The following is an 18,482-nucleotide window of genomic DNA, read 5'->3' on the forward strand; positions in this document are numbered from 1 at the left end:
TGATATAATTAGGGCTTACAAGCAAAATTTGAGGTAAAAATGAAATTAATATTGATCGGTTCTTCAACTGGCGGTCCAAGCCAACTTAAATTTTTACTTAATGATGTTGATTTAAGAGATTGTAGTGTAGTTATAGCACAACATATGAATCCAGCATTCATACCTTCTTTTGTAAATCAGTTCAATAAAGAAGCTTTAAGTGAAGTTGTTATGGCAAATGATAAAGAGGTTATTAAAAATGGCAAAATTTATATTTGCCAAAAAAATATGATTTTAAGTGGTAATAATACCTTGGTGTTAAATATGACAGATGAGCCAAGTAGTTTCAATCCCGGCATTGATGTGCTTTTTAATTCTGCACTTAAACTTTGTAAATACAATAAACTCTTAGCTATGATTATGACTGGTATGGGTGATGATGGTGCTAAATCTTTGTTTGAGCTTTATAAAGCAGGGGTAAAATGTTTATGTGAAAATGAGGAAGATTGTGTTGTTTATGGCATGCCTAAAAAAGCTAAAGAGATGAATCCATTTTTAAAACCAATGAGTCTAGTTGAATTAAAAAAAGAAATTATATATTTCATAAATTCGCAGGAAAAATAATGATAAAAATACATGAAAATGAGCTAAACGATTTTATTAAAATTGTGGGACAAATTAGTGGAAATAACCTTACAGCAAAGCGCGATATTTTACTGACTAAGCTTCCAAAATTCTTAAAAGAATTAGGGTTAAATAATCTTAGCGAGCTTAACGATAGGGTTATGTTTCAAAGAAATTTAAAACAAGAAACAATAGATTTTATTACTGTTTGTGAAACTTATTTTTTTAGAGAATTAGAACAATTAAAAGATGTGATTTATTATATTAAGGCTCTTGAGCGTCCAGTAAATATATTATGTGCACCTTGTGCAAGTGGCGAGGAAGTATATTCTTTGGCTATTTTAGCAAGCGAAAATCTTATTAAAGATATAAACATTCTTGGTATAGATATTAATAAAAAAATGATAGATCGTTGTAGTGAAATGACTTATTCAGAACGTTCTGTTTCTAGATTAAATCTTGCAGAAAAGAAACGTTTTTTTGAAAAAGAAGATGATATGTATCACTTAAAAAAAGAAACTTTGGCATGTAGGTGTCGTTTTGAGCTTTGTAATGTTTTTGATGATGCGTTATTTAGACTTGGCAAATTTGATATTATTTTTTCAAGAAATATGATGATATATTTTGATCAAGATTTTAAGATTAAACTTATGGAGCGTTTTCATAGGATTTTAAATAGAGAAGGAAGAATTTATCCTGGAAAGTCTGATCATATTCCTGATACTGCATATTTTGAAAAGAATTTCTCAGCAAGCGGTATTTATTATAGTAAAGTGGATTAAGAAATTTTCTTATTAAACCATTGCCAATATATTGCTCCTAAAATGAAACATATGCCTAGGCCAAAAGTAAAATAACTTAGTTTTACTTTATAAAATTCAAATAAATACCCTGTAGAAAAAACAATAATTGCACTAAAAGTTAAAAAAACCATATCATTATAGGCTATAACTCTACCGTAATATTTTTTATCACATTCATTTTGTAAAAGTGTATAGGTATAGCTCCATAAAGAAGAAGTGCAAAATCCAGCCGCCATTAATCCAATAAAAGCAAGATAAAAATTAAATTGCAAGCAAGACCAAAGCATCAAACCAAAGCCTTGAGCAAGATATAAATATAATAATGTCTTTTTATTAATATAAGGGCTTAGTAAGTATGGTCCTATGAGTAAAGATATGGCTCTTATAGCATTAGATAACCCTATCGCCAAAGGAATAGATATAACATTTGCGTATTTATATTCAGCTAAAAGTGTAATTAAAACATCATAAGCTGTTATTCCAACAATGCCATGAAGTAATATTAAATGAATAATTTTTTTATTATTAAATACATATATTAATCCTTCTTTTATAAGGACAAGAATATTATTTTGTGTTGTATTTTTTTCATTTGGTAAAATAATAACTTTTAAGATAAGCATAGCACAAAATAGCATTAAGGTATCTGTAATAAACGCAGGTTTGACTCCAAACAAATCTATAAATAAGCCGGCTATACCCATACCTAAAGCATAAGAAACAGCCCAAATAATACTATGTAATTCATTGCCAAGCTTTAATTCTTGTGGGGTTAAAATTTTTGGTAAAACAGACATTTCTGTTTGAAAATACATACTAGCAACAGCCATGCGAATAAAAGTTAAAAGATATAAAAACCAAAGCATAGCTAAAGAATTTACAAAAATAAGCATAAATATAGATAACATTTCAATAATAATCATGCTCATTAATAAATTTTTTGGTTTAAACCTATCAACTATAACTCCGTTGATAGGTGCTAGTATAATTGAAGGTAAAAAAACAAAAATGGCTGAAAAACCTATGATATTAGCAGGAGCACCAAGTTCTTTTGTTAAAAGAGTGAATACACCAACTTGAGAAAACCAGGCTCCAAAATAACTTATAAATTGGATAATAGCTAACAATCTGAAAGTTTTATTATTTTTAAGTAGCATTCTATAAGTCATAAATAATCCCATTTTGCTTATATGCGATATGAAACGTCAATCAAAGACCTAAATTATATCGTTTTTAAAATTATTTTACATTTAAATGATATAATAATTCATTTTAAAGGTCGATTATGAGTAGAATAAATAAAAAAGAAGCTTTAGATTTGTTTCAAAATGCTTCGTTGAATGAACTTGGCAAAATGGCTTATGAGAAAAAAATAAAAATTCATCCTAATAAAATTACCACCTTTATAGTAGATAGAAATATAAATTATACAAATATTTGTTGCATTGATTGTGATTTTTGTGCATTTTGTAGAAAAGAAAAAGATGATGATTCTTATATTTTAAAATACGAAGAAATCGGTCAGAAAATAGAAGAATTGCAAGCTATTGGTGGAACACAAATTTTATTTCAAGGCGGTGTACATCCAAAACTTAAGATAGAATGGTATGAAGAGTTACTTTCTTATATAAAGACTAATTATCCTGATATAACAGTGCATGGTTTTTCAGCTGTTGAAATTGCTTATATTGCTAAAATTTCTAAGATTTCCATAGAGGAAGTTTTAAAAAGACTTCAATCTAAAGGACTTTTTTCTATCCCTGGAGCTGGTGCTGAAGTATTAAGTGATAGAGTGAGGGATATTATAGCTCCCCATAAATGTGATACACAAACTTGGTTAAAAGTACATGAAAGTGCTCATAATATTGGTATGAAAAGCACAGCTACTATGATGTTTGGTACGGTTGAAACTGATGAAGAGCTTATAGAACATTTTGATTATTTGAGAAATTTACAAGATAAAACAAATGGCTTTAGAGCTTTTATTTTATGGTCGTTTCAAAGTCAAAATACACCTTTGATTCAAAAGCATCCAGAAATTATCAAACAAAGTTCAAATAAATATCTAAGATTGTTGGCTCTAGCTAGACTTTATTTGGATAATTTTGAAAATTTACAAAGTTCATGGGTAACTCAAGGATCTTTAATAGGACAACTTGCGCTTAAATTTGGTGCTAATGATTTAGGTTCTACTATGATGGAAGAAAATGTTGTGGCAGCAGCTGGTGCAAAATATAGAATGAATCAAGAACAAATGATAGAGTTGATAAAAGATATAGGAGAAATTCCTGCTAAGCGTGATACAGCTTATAATATTTTAGAGAGGTTTTAATGCTAGATTTAAAAATCAAAAATGTTAATGTGAATGTAATTTATGAATATGAACATGATCTACCCGTAGTTTTTTTTAAATTAGTTTTTAAAAATTCTGGAAAAATAGCAGAACAAGAAAATGCAGGTTTAGCGAGTATGTTTGCTAGAGTGTTAAACGAAGGCTCTAGCGATAATTTTTTTAAAAGTTTAGAATATAAAGCTATAACAATGCAAGCTGAATCTGATTTTGAACATTTTCAAATTAGCATTAAATGTTTAAAAGAACATTTTAGCTTTGCTATGGAAAAATTAGAAGAATTGCTTCTTAATGTCCGTTTTGAAGAAAAGATTTTACGAAGACTTAAGAATTTGGCAATTGGAGAGCTTTTAAGCTTAAATACTGATTATGATTATCAAGCGAAAAGACTTTTGAATAAAAGTGTTTTTAAAGATGAAATTTTTCAAACAGGACTTGATGGAAGTAAAGAGAGTATAGAGAAAATTTCTCTAAAAGAATTAATAAATTTTATGGAAGATAATCTAAATTTAAGTAATACTCTTTTTGTTTTTGGTGGTGATATTAAGGAAAATGAGGTAAAAACATATGTAGAAAAAATTGGCGCTTTATTAGATATAGGAGTGCAAAACAATAGCAAAAAATTTCAATTATTAAATAAGAACATTGAAAATACTGAATTCAAAGATACTAAACAAGCTTATGTTTATTTTTGTTCTCCTTTTGATATTAAGATTGATGATGAGCAGATGTATCTAGCCAGAATTGCTTTATTTATACTTGGAGAAGGTGGTTTTGGATCAAGATTGATGGAAGAAATCAGAGTTAAAAGAGGTTTGGCGTATTCTGCGTATGCCAAGCTTGATGTGAATCTAAATTATAGTAGAATATTTGGATACTTACAAACTAAAAATGAAAATGCGAAATTAGCAAAAAATATAATAAAAGAAGTATTTGTAGAATTTGTAAGCAATGGTGTACAAGAAAAGGAATTTGAACTCGCTAAGAAATTTTTAGTTGGTTCTATGCCTTTGCGTTATGAAAGCTTAAACAAGAGATTAAACATCATGCTAAATGAGTATTTATTAGGTTTAAAAATAGGACATTTAAAATACGAGATAGAAAAAATAAAAAGTGCAAATTTAGAAGAATTAAATAATTTTATTAAAAAACATAGTGAGATTATACAACTTAGTTTTGCAAGCATAGAAAATGAAGGTTGAAGAAAAAGAATTACAATTATTTCATAAATTAGGAATCAAAAACTGTATCGATCTTGCTTTAATTTTTCCGAAAAAAATTGATGATTATCGCATTAAAATGATGCCAGAAGAATGTTTTTGTGCTCAAAATATTAAAGTAATAAATTTAAAATTTCGTTCTTTACAACTTTTTATTCAGTGTGAGTGTTTAGAATGGAAGATACGAGCTAATATAATCATTTTTAATCCAAGAAAATGGCATTTTAATATTTTTAAAATTTCAAATGAAATTTGTATTTATGCAAAGATGACGTATTTTAATGGTTTGTGGCAATTTATTAATCCACAGATTATTAAAAATGTAGGTACAGTTTTTCCGCGGTATAAAATTGCTTCTGTTAAAGATGAACAAATAAAAAATGTTATAGAAAAATACGTTAATGAGATGAATTTAAAGGCTTTAAAACTAGAGCAAAAATATATCAATCTTCTTTTAAATTTACATTCTTATAATGAAAAATCTATTTATTTATTTAAAAATTTTGAACAAATTATAGAAGATATTAAATATATTGAAATTTTCAATTATCTTAGTCGTTTAAAAGGAAAAAAGAGCACGCAAAAAGCTTATAAAATTAAGCTTTTTAATATTGCAAGATGGCTTGAAGAATTAGATTTTAAACCTACGAATGATCAACTTTTAGCTATAGAAGATATAAAAAAAGATTTACAGAGTAACATAGCTAAAAGAAGGGTTGTTATGGGAGATGTAGGGTGTGGAAAAACTTTAGTTTTACTTGCTGCTAGTTTGCTTGTGTATCCTAATAAATCTATCTTGATGGCTCCAACTAGTATTTTAGCTGAGCAAATTTATCAAGAAGCTAAAAGGCTTTTACCTAAATTTATGAATATTGTTTTATTAAAAGGTGGTAAAAAAGAAAAAAATATAGAATCTTTAAAGGATAAAGCACATCTTATAATAGGAACTCATGCTTTAATTTATCAAGAAAATTTTGATGCAGTTTTGGTGATGATAGATGAACAACATCGTTTTGGTTCAAATCAAAGACAAAAAATTGCTACATTAAATCAAAAATCGAATTTTATTCCTCATATAGTGCAATTTTCAGCCACTCCTATACCAAGAACATTATCTATGATACAGAGTGAATTGGTTAATTTTAGTTTTATTAAGCAAATGCCATTTAAAAAGAACATTAAGACTCTTTGTATACAAGATAAAGATTTTAAATTTTTAATTAAAAAAATAGATGAAGAATTAGCCAATAACCACCAAGTGATTATAGTTTATCCTTTAGTAAATAAAAGTGAAACTATGGAGTATTTGTCATTAGAAGAGGCTAAAGAATATTGGCTTGCTAAGTATGAAAACGTTTATATTACTCATGGGAAAGATAAAGATAAAGATGAAATATTAAAAGAATTTAAAGATAGAGGAAATATTTTACTTTCTACAACCGTCGTTGAAGTAGGAATTTCTTTACCAAGACTAAGTATTATTGTTATAGTTGGTGCTGAAAGATTAGGGCTTGCAACTTTACATCAATTAAGAGGAAGGGTTGGTAGAATAGGTCTTGAAAGCTTTTGTTATTTATATACAAAATTAAAAGAAATTCCAAATCGTTTGCTTGATTTTGCTAAAACTTTAGATGGTTTTAAAATTGCTGAGCTTGATTTAAAAAATCGTTTAAGCGGCGATTTATTAGATGGTACAATACAGCATGGTAATCAATTTAAATATTTTGATTATGCTAAAGATGAAAGGATATTAGTGCAAGTTAAAAAATATCTTGAAAAAATGAAAGATTAATTATGGAAAAATATTTTGAAATTTTAGCTTCATTAGGGGAAAAACGAAATTTTAAAAAAGGAAATATTTTATTTTTTCAAGGAGATGAAGCTAAAAAAATTTTGATTTTGCTAAAGGGTAGTGTGAGATTATATAGAGTGAATGCAAGAGGATTTGAATTTACCTTACATACTTTAAATAGTGTTAGTTTTATAGCCGAAATGCCAGTATTTGAAGGAATTAATTATCCAGCAAATGCTATATGTGAAGAAGATTGTGAGATTTGTATTATTGATTTTGCTTATTTTAAGAAAATATGCGGAGAAAATGGAGAAATTAGTTTTTTACTTTTAAGCTCTTTATTTGAAAAAATTAGAATTTTAGAAAATTTTATAAGACAAAAGTCGCTTGATTTAAAAACAAGATTATTAAAATTTCTAATAGAAAATGAAGAAAAATTGCATCAGTTAAAACAAAAAGAAATTGCTACTATGTTAAATATTCCGCCAGAATCTTTATCAAGATTTTTAAAAGAATTTAAACATATTTTACTTATTGACACAAATAAGGGTAAAATTATGATTTTAAATAGAGAAAAAATACAAGATTTTAAGTCTTTTTAAGTCTTATTTGCTAAAATACGTATTAAAAATTGGGAAGGTTATATGGATTTTGATTTTTTAATCAAATTTAGTCCAATGTTTATGCAAGCAACTTGGTTGACTTTGGAACTTGCTATTTTTGGAGTATTATTTTCATTTATAATAGCTTTATTTTGTGTGAGTGTATCATTTTTTAATTTTAATTATTTAAATAAAATATGTAAAGTTTATATAGAATTTTCAAGAAATACTCCATTGTTGATTCAACTTTTCTTTTTATATTATGCTTTGCCTGAATTTAATATACATTTTAGCTCTTTTGTTTGTGCTATTATGGGATTGAGTTTTTTGGGCGGTTCTTATATGGCAGAAAGTTTAAGAGCTGGTATTGAAGCTATTAAAAAACAACAATATGAATCAGGGCTTTCGTTAGGACTTAATAAATGGCAAATTTTTTTTTATGTGATTATGCCTCAAGCACTAGGCATTGCTATGCCAAGCATTAGTGCAAATATTATATTTTTACTTAAAGAGACTTCTGTGGTTAGTATTATTGCTTTAGCAGATTTAGTTTATGTTGCAAAAGATCTTATAGGACTTTACTATAAGAGTAATGAAGCTTTATTTGCTTTGGTATTTTGTTATTTGATATTAATTTTACCTTTGTCATTAATACTTAATCATATAGAAAAAAGATTAAATTATGTTTGAAATTTTAAATCAAGAAACTTTTGTTAGATTAGCAGAAGGTTTAAAGGTTACTTTGGAATTATCTATTATAAGTATTTTATTTTCTCTTATTGGTGGAGTTTTTTTTGGAATGGTTATGAATTCTAAAAATAAAATATTATACACATTTTGTCGCTTTATGTTAGAATTTGTACGAATTATGCCTTTAATAGTTTGGCTTTTTATAGTGCATTTTGGCTTAGCAAAGTGGAATGGATTGCACTTAAGTGCTTTAACTTCAAGTATTATAGTATTTAGTATTTGGGGAACTTTTGAGATGATGGATTTGGTTAGATCATCTCTTGCTAGCATACCAAGACATCAGTATGAATCAGGGGCATCTTTGGGTTTTAATAAAATACAAGTTTATTTTTTTATCATTATTCCTTTGTCATTAAGAAGACTTTTGCCTATGAGTATCAATCTTTTCACTAGAATTATTAAAAGTACTTCTATTATATATTTAATAGGTGGAATTGAGCTTATAAAAGTGGGGCAGCAAATAATAGAGTTAAGCTTATTTAAAAATTCTTATTCTGCGTTTGTGATATATGGTTTGATTTTAATAATTTATTTTATCTTGTGTTATCCATTATCGGTATATTCAAGATTTTTAGAAAGAAAATGGAGTTAAGTTGTGAATATATTAAAAATTCAAAATCTACAAAAATATTATGGCGATCATCATGTTTTAAAAGATATAAATTTAGAATTACAACAAAAAGAAGTTGTAGTAATACTTGGTCCAAGTGGTTGTGGTAAATCAACTCTTTTGCGTTGTATAAATGGCTTGGAAGAAATGGCTGATGGTACTATTTATGTAGAAGATGAAAAAATTGATAAAAATTATAAAAAATGGACTCAAATTCGTCAAAAAATAGGTATGGTGTTTCAATCTTATGAACTTTTTGATCATTTAAATGTTGAGCAAAATATACTTTTAGGACCTTTGAAAGTTCAAAAAAGAGATAAAAAAGAAGTATTAGATGAAGCGAAATATTGGCTTGAAAGAGTTGGTCTTTTGCATAAAATAAAAGCTTTTCCTAAAGAATTAAGTGGTGGTCAAAAGCAACGTATAGCTATAGTTAGAAGTCTTTGTATGAATCCTGAGATTATGCTTTTTGATGAAGTTACTGCAGCGCTTGATCCTGAAATAGTACGTGAGGTTTTAGATGTAATTTTAAACTTGGCTAAAGATGGTATGAGTATGCTTATAGTAACTCATGAAATGGGTTTTGCAAAAGCGGTAGCAGATAGAATTGTTTTTATGGATGATGGTAAAATTGTCGAAATTTCAAAGCCTGAAGAGTTTTTTAACAATCCAAAAACAGATCGTGCTAAAAAATTTCTAAATTTATTTAATTTTCATAGTTAAAATATACAAAAATTATCAAAAATTAAGGAGATAAAATGAAAAAAATTGTTTTTTTGTCATTTCTGATGGCTATTTTTTTTGGTGCTTGCTCAAATGAGAGTAATGTAAATTCTATAGATAAAATTAAACAACAAGGCGTTATTCGTATAGGTGTTTTTGGAGATAAGCCTCCATTTGGTTATCTTGATGCGCAAGGTGCAAATCAAGGATATGATGTATTTTTTGCAAAGCGTATAGCAAAAGAACTTTTAGGCGATGAAAATAAAGTACAATTTGTATTAGTTGAAGCAGCAAATAGAGTTGAATTTTTAGAGTCTAATAAGGTTGATATTATTTTGGCTAATTTTACTAAAACTCCTGAACGAGAAGCAGTAGTTGATTTTGCATTACCTTATATGAAGGTTGCTTTAGGTGTCGTCGCTCCTAAAGGCTCTGATATTAAAAGTATCGATGATTTAAAAGATAAAACGTTAATATTAAATAAAGGTACAACAGCAGATGCGTATTTTACAAAAAATCACCCTGAAATTAAAACTATTAAATTTGATCAAAATACAGAAACTTTTGCAGCTTTGCTTGGTAATAGAGGTGATGCTTTAAGTCATGATAATGCATTACTTTTTGCTTGGGCTAAAGAAAATCCAAATTTTGAAGTCGTAATTAAAGAACTTGGAAATCAAGATGTAATAGCTCCTGCTGTTAAAAAAGGTGATGAAGCTATGTTAAAATTTCTTAATGATTTAATTGTTAATTTAAACAAAGAACAATTTTTTCATAAAGCTTATGATGAAACATTAAAACCATTCTTTAGTGATGATATTCAAGCAATTGATGTTGTTGTTGAAGAATAAAAAATAAATTATGCAAAATAAGGCGTTAAGAAATACTATATATGCATCCTTAGGTGGTATTTTAGAATTTTATGATTTTGTGCTTTTTATTTTTTTTGCAAGTATTTTTGCGAAGATATTTTTTCCACAAAATAATGATTTTTGGCCTTTGGTTAACACTTATATTGCTTTTGGCGCTGGGTATTTAGCACGACCATTTGGAGCTATTGTTATGGCTCATTTTGCAGATATTAAAGGACGCAAAAATATATTTTACATTAGCATGCTCTTAATGGTCATTCCAAGTTTTGTTTTGGCATTCTTACCAAATTACGAAAGTATTGGTTTATGTGCTACTTTGATTCTTTTTTTAATCAGAATTACACAAGGATTAGCTATAGGTGCTGAAGTTAGCGGTGCTTGGGTTTTTGTTAGTGAATTTGTCGGTAAAAAAAAGATAGGTTTAGCATTAGGTTTTATTTCTGCTACTTTGACTATAGGTTTATTGCTTGGAAGTCTTGCTACTTTAACTATATATGAATTTTTTACAAAAGAAGAAGTTGAGAAATTTGCTTGGAGGATTCCATTTGTTATAGGTGGAATTTTTGGTATATTGAGTTTATTTTTAAGAACAAAATTAAATGAAACTCCAGAATTTAAAAATATACAACTAAATAATTCTCTTTTAAATTTTCCTTTAAAAAACGCTTTAAAAACTCATAAAATTAGTATGTTTGTTTGTGCTTTGCAAACTATAGTTCTAACAAGTGGTGTAGCAACTTTAATGATATTACCTCAATATTTTGAGAATTTATTGGAAATAAATAAGACTACTGCTTTGTATTATCAAAACTTCGCTATAGTTGCCATTATTATAGGAGCATTAATACAGGGATTTTTAAGCGATATCTTTGGTGCTTTTAAAGTATGTATAATTTTTAGTTTGCTTTTTGGAATTTTTGGATTTTTTTTAAGTTTTTATGATGAAAATTTTATTTATTTTTATTTGTTAACGTGTTTTTCTCAAGGTATTATTTCTTTTGCCCCGATTTTTATGACTCAAATTTTTAGCACACAATTAAGATCAAGTGGTTTATCCTTTGCTTACAATATTTCCTATGCAATTTTAGGTTTTATTACTCCTTTGATTGTTAATTTTATATATAAAGATTATTTTAGTGTGTATATTATTTTTGTAGTTTTAGCAAGTTTGTTAAGTGTATTTGTAGTAAAAAATTTTAAACTAATTCCTTAGATCAAAATGAATGTATATTTTAGATGCGATTTAAATCTTGTTAGTGGAATTTAAATCTATATAACTTTGATATAATTTTATTTAGTATTATTTTTTAGAGGTATTAATGGGTAGAATATTACTTTTAGCTGATGGATTATTCGCTAAAGAATTCGTAAATAAGATATTTAATAATAAAACTTTTGAAGAGATTATAGATATAGTTTATTATAATGATGAAAGTGTTGATTTAAATTTAAAAAATGAGCAATTTTTTTATTATAAATTTGATCCTACAAGCTTAATTAAGCTTGAAAATTTATTAAATGAAGAATATCATCAAGTTATTATTTATATGCAAAAAAAAGAAGATGCTTTGGCATGCTATGAAAACTTAAGAAAAGTTCATTTAAGATTAAATGTTGTGTTGATGGATTTTTGGGGATTAGATATAAAGGATAATTTCTGTGAAATCATTAGTATTTGCGATACTTTAAATACGCGATTAATAGGATGTTTGGACAATATGCCCTCCATGGCTCAATTTATAGGACTTGGCAAAGGTGAAATTATGGAGGTAAAAATTTCAGCAGGTTCAAGCTTTGCTTATAGGCATGTAAGTTCTATTAGTCAAAAGCGTTTTAGAATTGTTATGGTATATCGAAATAATGATTATATATTAGCTAGACCTGGACTTATTTTAATGCCTAATGATAGCATTTTAATTGTAGGAGATCCTAAAGCACTTCAAAGTGTTTTTTCTAGCGTAAAAACGAGTTTAGGGCGCTTTCCTTCTCCGTTTGGAGACAATATACTTTGTATTATTGATATGAAAAAAATGGATGAATTTTCTATAAATAAATTAATTTATGCTAGTTTATTATTTCACACAAGAATTAATAGTAAAAAACTTTATTTTAGGGTAATTAATCCAACTTTAACTTCTATGTATTATAAACTTAAGTCTTTAAATAAAAATAGTGTAGAAGTTATTTTTGACTATGATTATATCGATATAAAAAATATTAAAAACTATACAGAAAGTACTAATATTGGTTTGATTGTAATTGAAAATTATCTTTTTGAAAAAGAAAAAGAATTTTTATTTAATTTAAAAATTCCCATTTTAAAAGCCGGAATTGGAGATTTTGCAGATTTAAAATCTTCGGTGGTTCTTAGTTCTAATTTTGAAGATGTTGAAGGTATTGCTTCTATAATGTTAGATTTAAACAAGCAAATTCAATTAAATTTAAGTTTATATTATTATGCTGTGAAACTTAATAAAGCTGAACTTTTTGAATATATTCAATATTTTGAAAGTCTTTCAAAATTACACGATGAAAAACTCTTGCAAATTGAAGAGAAAGAACGAAATCCTATATCTAAATTTTCATATAGGCAAAATATGTTACATTTTATTCCTTTTAATGAAAAAATTTTAGGTAACAAACTAAATAAAATCTTTAAAACAGATCTTAATACATTGTATTATAAAATGAATAAAAATTATCAATTATTTATTCCATCTTTGTGAGGATAGTATGCAAATAAAAATAGATGTAGATAGAAGTTATTTTGTGTATATTGATGAGCTTGAAAAAATATACTTTGATACAAAAGTAGTAATTTTAACTAATGATACTGTTGCAAAATTACATCTAGATAATTTATTGCATAAAATTCACGCTAAGGAAGTGTTTATTATTAGTATAAAAGATGGTGAAAAATATAAAAATCTACAAACCATAGAAGAAATTTTAAATCAAATGTTTCAATATAAACTTGATAGAAAGAGTTTATTGATTAGTTTTGGTGGCGGAGTGATTTCTGATATGGGCGGTTTTGTGGCCAGTATATATCAAAGAGGAATTGATTTTATAAATATTCCAACCACTTTGCTTGCATGTGTTGATGCGAGTGTTGGTGGAAAAACAGGTATTAATAATAAATTTGGGAAAAATCTTATAGGTAGTTTTTATCAACCAAAAGCTGTATATTGTCAAAGTGAATATTTAAAGACTTTATCATCACGAGAATTGGCAGCAGGAATGGCTGAATTTATAAAAATGGCAGTAATTTTTGATGGTAAAATTTTAGATTTTATAGAAAATTTAGATGAAAATGATTTTTTAAATTCTAATAATAGTGAGCAAAATATAAATCAGATTATACAAGAAAGCGTAAGATTAAAAGCCATGGTGGTATCTAAGGACGAAAAAGAAAGTGGATTAAGAATGCTTTTAAATTATGGTCATACTTTTGCTCATGTGATAGAAAATCAGACAAAATATAAAAAATATTTACATGGAGAAGCTGTGGCTATTGGTATGCATATGGCTAACACTCTTGCCTTAAATTTAGGATTATTAGATGCACAAGTATGTCAAAGAGTGAAAAAAATACTTAACAAGTTTAATTTACCAGTGTTTTATAAAATTTTAGATGTAGAAAAATTCTATGAGGCATTTTTTTTAGATAAGAAAACTCATCATGAAAAAATTAATTTTATTTTACCTTGTGGATTGGGAAAAGCTTGTATTAAAAATGATATTGCAAAAAAAGATATAATCAGGACACTTGAGGAATTTTTATGAAAAAAATTATATTATTTTTATTTTTTTTAGTTGGTCCAATACTATCTCAAGATGAAATCGAACATTTAAAACAAAGGCTTGAGCAACTTCATAACAATTTGTCTTACAATGTCTGGGTTGAAAAATATAATAATTTTAATATTTATAAAAAAACACAAGAAGAAGTTATTTCACTAGAAAAAGAAAGTTTGAAAGCCAATGAGCGCAATAAGACTATTCTTGAAAGACAGATTTTGATTTTAAAAGAAAGATTAGAGCTTTTAAATGAATACAAAAGTACAAATTTTTCAAAAGTAATACTTGCCCCAGAAGAAGTAGAAAAAATGGACAAATTGACTAATCCATTGTCTATTATTGCTGCATATTCTCATATTAAAAAATTAAAGCGAGATAGAGAAGATTTTATTAATATCTTAAATAGTTTTAAACAAACTTTAGAGGAACTAGTAAAAGAGAATATTTTGATTGCAGAGCTTGTAAAATTGAATCCATCTCAAGAAAATCAAGAACGTCTAGCAACTTCTAATCAAATGATAAGAGATTTTTCTCAGACTTTGCGTTTTGGTGAAATTTCTTATTCTGTTTATGAGAAAAAAATTCAAGAAGAAATAGATAAAACTACTGTTTCTATAAAGATGCAAGGTCTTAGAGCATTTAATGTAGTTTTAGCTATTGTTATAGTTATTGCTATTGCATTTTTACTTAAATTTATAGTAAGAAAATATATAGAAGACAATGATGATAGGTTTTATACAGCAAATAAAATCATTAATTTTATCAATATTAATGTCATAGTTTTAATTTTGCTTTTTAGCTATATCGAAAATATTAGCTATTTGATAACGGTTTTGGGTTTTGCATCTGCTGGTTTAGCTATTGCTATGAAAGATATGTTTATGTCTATGCTTGGATGGTGTGTTATAGTTTTTGGTGGTAGCTTTAGAGTAGGTGATAGAATAAGAGTTTTCCAAAATGGTAATCAGTATATAGGAGATATTATAGATATTTCTTTTTTAAGAATTACTCTATATGAAGACATTACTTTGCTTACCTACACGGATAATAGAAGAAGTGGCCGGATAATATTTATACCTAATAATTTTATTTTTACAAATCTTATTTCAAACTATACACATCATGGTATGAAAACTGTCTGGGATGGGTTAGATATTACTTTAACTTTTGATTCTAATCATCAAAAAGCACTAGAAATTGTGCAAGATATTATTATAAAAGCTTCTAAAGGCTATACAAAAATAGCAAAAGAATCTATGGCAAAATTGAGAAATGAATATAGTATAAGAAATCCTAAAGTGGAGCCTAGATTTTTTACTTTTTTTGAAAGTTATGGTATGAGAATTTCGGCTTGGTATATGACAAATTCTTACATGGCTTTAGTTTTAAGAAGTAATATTAGTAAAGAAATTATTAATGAATTTAATAAACATGATGATATTAAAATTTCATATCCTACTCAAAATCTTTATGTTTCAAAAAATGAATTTATAAATAATAAGGAAAATATTTGAAAAAAAAAGTATATTTTAAAACTTTTGGTTGTAGAACAAATATTTATGACACTCAACTTTTAAAAACTTATATCAAAGATCATGAAATAGTGCAAAATGAGAGTGAAGCAGAGGTTGTGGTGATTAATTCTTGTACTGTTACAAATGGTGCAGATAGTGGCCTTAGAGCCTATATTAATAGTATCAAAAAAAATGGAGTTAAGGTTATATTAACAGGATGTGGAGCTGTAAGCAAGGGAAAAGATTTTTTTGATAAAAAAGAGATTTTTGGAGTTTTGGGTGCTTCAAATAAAAGTAAGATTAATCAATTTATATCAGAAAACAAGGAATTTTATGATATAGGAGATTTAAAATTTATTGATACAAAAATAGTTAGTGATTATGAAAACCACACTAAAGCTTTTGTAAAAATTCAAGAAGGTTGTGATTTTGCTTGTAGTTATTGCATCATTCCTAGTGTGAGAGGAAAATCAAGAAGTGTGCCAAGCGAAGAGATAGTTAAACAAATAAAGCTTTTAGCTCATAATGGTTATAGTGAGATAGTATTAACAGGAACAAACATAGGTAGTTATGGCTTAAAGGAAAATATTTCTCTTGGTGTATTGCTTCAAAAAATTGGAAAAATTAATGGCATTAAAAGAATAAGACTTGGTAGTTTAGAACCTGCACAAATTGATGAAAGCTTTAAAGAAATTTTAAATGAACCTTGGTTGGAGAAGCATTTACACATTGCTTTACAGCATACTCATGAAAAAATGTTGCGTATTATGAGACGAAGATCTCATACAGAAAACGATTTAGCATTATTTAATGAACTAAGTCAAAAAGGATTTGCTTTGGGCACTGATTTTATAGTAGCACATCCTGGAGAAAGTGAAGAAATTTGGGAAGAAGCTTTGAAAAATTTTAAACTTTTTAATTTAACTCATATTCATGCTTTTATATTTTCTCCTCGTGATGGAACTTACTCTGCTTCCATGAATGAAAGAATAAATGGAGAAATTGCCAAGGAGAGATTGAATATTTTAAAAAATATTGTTGCCAAAAATAATTTTGAATTTAGAAAGCAACAAAATGAAAAATTGGAAATTTTAGTTGAAAGTAAGAAAAATGAATTTTATGAAGGATATGATCAGTTTTTTAATAAAATAAAAATTAAGACAAATCAGGATATTTCAAAACAATGGATCTTGCTTGAAGAATATGATAGGCATTATGAATATAATTTTGTGAGTTTTGATGATGAAAAATAAAAAAATTATTTTAATTTCTTTTTTGTTGCTTTGTGTGCTTTTTATTGCAGTTTTTATTAAAAATCAGCCAGAGAACATTAGCAAAGGGTTTTATGAAGATCTTTTAAATAAGGATTTGATTCAAAAAGTAATTATAAAACAAAATGAAATCTTATTAAAGACTGAAGAAGGAAAATATGTAATCATTAAAGATTTGGTAGATTTAAATTCTTTATGGGAGAAGTTTCCTTTAGAATATGCTGATGATTATAGTTTAAGTGATATATTTTTGACTTTATTTATTTTTGTATTTTTAATAAGTTTTTTGTTGTTTTTAAATAAAAAAAACAAAGATAGGCAAAATTTAATTTCATTAGAAAAAAATATTTTAGAAAAAAATGAACAAAAAAGATTAATACAAGCAGTAGTTAGTGATGTAAAATTTGAAGATGTTGCTGGAGTTGATGAAGCAAAGGTGGAATTGTTAGAAATTGTAGATTTTTTAAAAAAACCTCAAAAATACAAAAATTTTGGTGTTAAAATGCCAAAAGGAGTTTTGTTAGTGGGTCCTCCTGGAGTAGGTAAGACATTAATTGCTAAAGCAGTTGCAGGTGAGGCTGGCGTACCATTTTTCTATCAAAGTGGCGCTAGTTTTGTTGAAATTTACGTGGGGATGGGTGCAAAAAGAGTAAGAGAGCTTTTTTTGAAAGCAAAATCTCAAGCTCCAAGTATTATTTTTATTGATGAAATTGATGCTATAGGTAAAAGTAGAGGCGATTTTTCAAATGTTGAAAGGGACAATACATTAAATGAACTTTTGACTCAAATGGATGGATTTGAAGATAATAATGGTGTAGTAGTTATTGCGGCAACTAATAAAATAGATCTTATGGATAGTGCGCTCTTAAGATCAGGACGTTTTGATAGGAGAATTTTTATATCTTTGCCAGATTTTAAAGACAGGGTAAAAATTCTACAAACTTATATGAGTAAAAAACAATCTAATGTAAATTTAGAAAAAATAGCTAAATTGAGCGTCGGTTTTAGTGGTGCTGCGTTAGAAACTTTAGTTAATGAAGCTGCGATTAATGCTATAAGAAGAAAGTCTGATTTTATAGAAGAAAATGATTTTTTTGCTGTTTTAAATAAAGTTCTAATAGGGAAGAAAAAAATTTTTTCTTTAAATGAAAAAGAGAAAAAAATTCAAGCAACTTATCAAGCCGCAAAAGCTTTATGTGCTTTTTATTTCGATGTAAAATTTGAAAAAATAACTTTAATTGAAGATAGATTTAAAGAATTTGAAAGTACTATAAAATCAAAATCAGAGTTATTAAATAAAATTAAAGTTTATTTAGCTGGTAGTGTAGCAATGGAACTAATTTTCAATGAAACTTTTACTAATGTTCAAAGTGATTTTTTAAAAATAAAAGAACTTGTAGCTTTTATGGAAAATTTTGATATGATGAATGAAAAATTATTAAGTGAACAAAAACAAAATGTGAAAGAATTTTTAGAATTAATGAAAGATAAAATTAATAAATTAGCAGATATTCTTTTGGAAAATGAAAAAATTGAAAAAAATGATGTTATGAAAATTATTATGGAGTAAA

Annotated in this window: 17 protein-coding genes; 16 read left to right on the top strand and 1 reads right to left on the bottom strand. The window is 26.8% G+C overall.

The annotated features are described in order from the left end of the window. The first annotated feature begins 39 nt into the window (after positions 1-39). Positions 40-603: an MCP protein-glutamate methylesterase gene (locus CINS_RS03305; RefSeq protein WP_039649808.1), complete on the top strand. Its 564-nt coding sequence runs from the start codon at positions 40-42 to the stop codon at positions 601-603. Next, positions 603-1,385, top strand: a complete 783-nt coding sequence (locus CINS_RS03310; protein WP_039649810.1) for an MCP protein methyltransferase — start codon at positions 603-605, stop codon at positions 1,383-1,385. The genes CINS_RS03305 and CINS_RS03310 overlap by 1 nt, the downstream gene beginning before the upstream one ends. Here CINS_RS03310 and CINS_RS03315 read toward each other — a convergent pair. After that, positions 1,382-2,575 (bottom strand): MFS transporter, encoded by a 1,194-nt coding sequence (locus CINS_RS03315; RefSeq protein ID WP_039649812.1) that lies wholly within the window; start codon positions 2,573-2,575, stop codon positions 1,382-1,384. The genes CINS_RS03310 and CINS_RS03315 overlap by 4 nt on opposite strands. 116 nt (positions 2,576-2,691) lie before the next feature. Between CINS_RS03315 and CINS_RS03320 the strand changes: the two genes are divergently transcribed. The 14 genes from CINS_RS03320 to CINS_RS03385 all read left to right on the top strand — a co-directional run bounded on the left by CINS_RS03320 (position 2,692) and on the right by CINS_RS03385 (position 18,481). Beyond that, positions 2,692-3,738 carry a dehypoxanthine futalosine cyclase gene (locus CINS_RS03320; RefSeq protein WP_039649814.1) on the top strand — a complete coding sequence of 349 codons (1,047 nt, stop codon included), beginning with the start codon at positions 2,692-2,694 and terminating at the stop codon, positions 3,736-3,738. Continuing rightward, a complete protein-coding gene (locus tag CINS_RS03325; protein ID WP_039649817.1) occupies positions 3,738-4,958 on the top strand; it encodes a M16 family metallopeptidase in 1,221 nt (406 codons plus the stop codon). Before CINS_RS03320 ends, CINS_RS03325 begins: the two co-directional genes overlap by 1 nt. Next, a complete protein-coding gene (recG, locus tag CINS_RS03330) occupies positions 4,948-6,768 on the top strand; it encodes an ATP-dependent DNA helicase RecG (protein WP_039649819.1) in 1,821 nt (606 codons plus the stop codon). The genes CINS_RS03325 and recG overlap by 11 nt, the downstream gene beginning before the upstream one ends. Before the next feature lie 2 nt (positions 6,769-6,770). Continuing rightward, positions 6,771-7,370, top strand: a complete 600-nt coding sequence (locus CINS_RS03335) for a nitrosative stress-response regulator, Crp/Fnr family (RefSeq protein WP_039649822.1) — start codon at positions 6,771-6,773, stop codon at positions 7,368-7,370. Positions 7,371-7,412: 42 nt separating this feature from the next. Continuing rightward, on the top strand, positions 7,413-8,060 hold the full coding sequence (locus tag CINS_RS03340) for an amino acid ABC transporter permease (protein WP_039649824.1): 648 nt from the start codon (positions 7,413-7,415) through the stop codon (positions 8,058-8,060). Further along, complete coding sequence (locus tag CINS_RS03345; RefSeq protein WP_039649826.1) at positions 8,053-8,712, top strand: amino acid ABC transporter permease; 660 nt, start codon at positions 8,053-8,055, stop codon at positions 8,710-8,712. The genes CINS_RS03340 and CINS_RS03345 overlap by 8 nt, the downstream gene beginning before the upstream one ends. A 3-nt stretch (positions 8,713-8,715) precedes the next feature. After that, on the top strand, positions 8,716-9,453 hold the full coding sequence (locus CINS_RS03350; RefSeq protein WP_039649828.1) for a pathogenesis-associated glutamine ABC transporter, ATP-binding protein: 738 nt from the start codon (positions 8,716-8,718) through the stop codon (positions 9,451-9,453). Positions 9,454-9,488: 35 nt separating this feature from the next. Further along, the gene (locus CINS_RS03355; protein WP_039649830.1) at positions 9,489-10,304 is read left to right on the top strand and encodes a cysteine ABC transporter substrate-binding protein; all 816 of its coding nucleotides are present in this window, start codon (positions 9,489-9,491) and stop codon (positions 10,302-10,304) included. A 10-nt stretch (positions 10,305-10,314) separates the two neighbouring features. Beyond that, positions 10,315-11,538 (top strand): MFS transporter, encoded by a 1,224-nt coding sequence (locus CINS_RS03360; RefSeq protein WP_039649831.1) that lies wholly within the window; start codon positions 10,315-10,317, stop codon positions 11,536-11,538. A gap of 106 nt (positions 11,539-11,644) precedes the next feature. Further along, positions 11,645-13,051, top strand: coding sequence for a COG3400 family protein (locus CINS_RS03365; protein WP_039649833.1), 1,407 nt, complete (start codon positions 11,645-11,647; stop codon positions 13,049-13,051). Positions 13,052-13,058: 7 nt separating this feature from the next. Then, on the top strand, positions 13,059-14,111 hold the full coding sequence (gene aroB / locus CINS_RS03370; RefSeq protein ID WP_039649835.1) for a 3-dehydroquinate synthase: 1,053 nt from the start codon (positions 13,059-13,061) through the stop codon (positions 14,109-14,111). Next, entirely contained in the window at positions 14,108-15,640 is a 1,533-nt protein-coding gene (locus tag CINS_RS03375; protein ID WP_039649837.1) for a mechanosensitive ion channel family protein, read from the top strand. The genes aroB and CINS_RS03375 overlap by 4 nt, the downstream gene beginning before the upstream one ends. After that, positions 15,637-16,893, top strand: coding sequence for a tRNA (N(6)-L-threonylcarbamoyladenosine(37)-C(2))-methylthiotransferase MtaB (gene mtaB, locus CINS_RS03380; RefSeq protein WP_039649838.1), 1,257 nt, complete (start codon positions 15,637-15,639; stop codon positions 16,891-16,893). Before CINS_RS03375 ends, mtaB begins: the two co-directional genes overlap by 4 nt. After that, positions 16,883-18,481 carry an integral membrane ATP-dependent zinc metallopeptidase gene (locus CINS_RS03385; protein WP_039649840.1) on the top strand — a complete coding sequence of 533 codons (1,599 nt, stop codon included), beginning with the start codon at positions 16,883-16,885 and terminating at the stop codon, positions 18,479-18,481. The genes mtaB and CINS_RS03385 overlap by 11 nt, the downstream gene beginning before the upstream one ends. Position 18,482 lies beyond the last annotated feature (1 nt).

The sequence above is a fragment of the Campylobacter insulaenigrae NCTC 12927 genome (genome assembly GCF_000816185.1).
GTDB classification, from domain to species: Bacteria; Campylobacterota; Campylobacteria; order Campylobacterales; family Campylobacteraceae; genus Campylobacter_D; species Campylobacter_D insulaenigrae.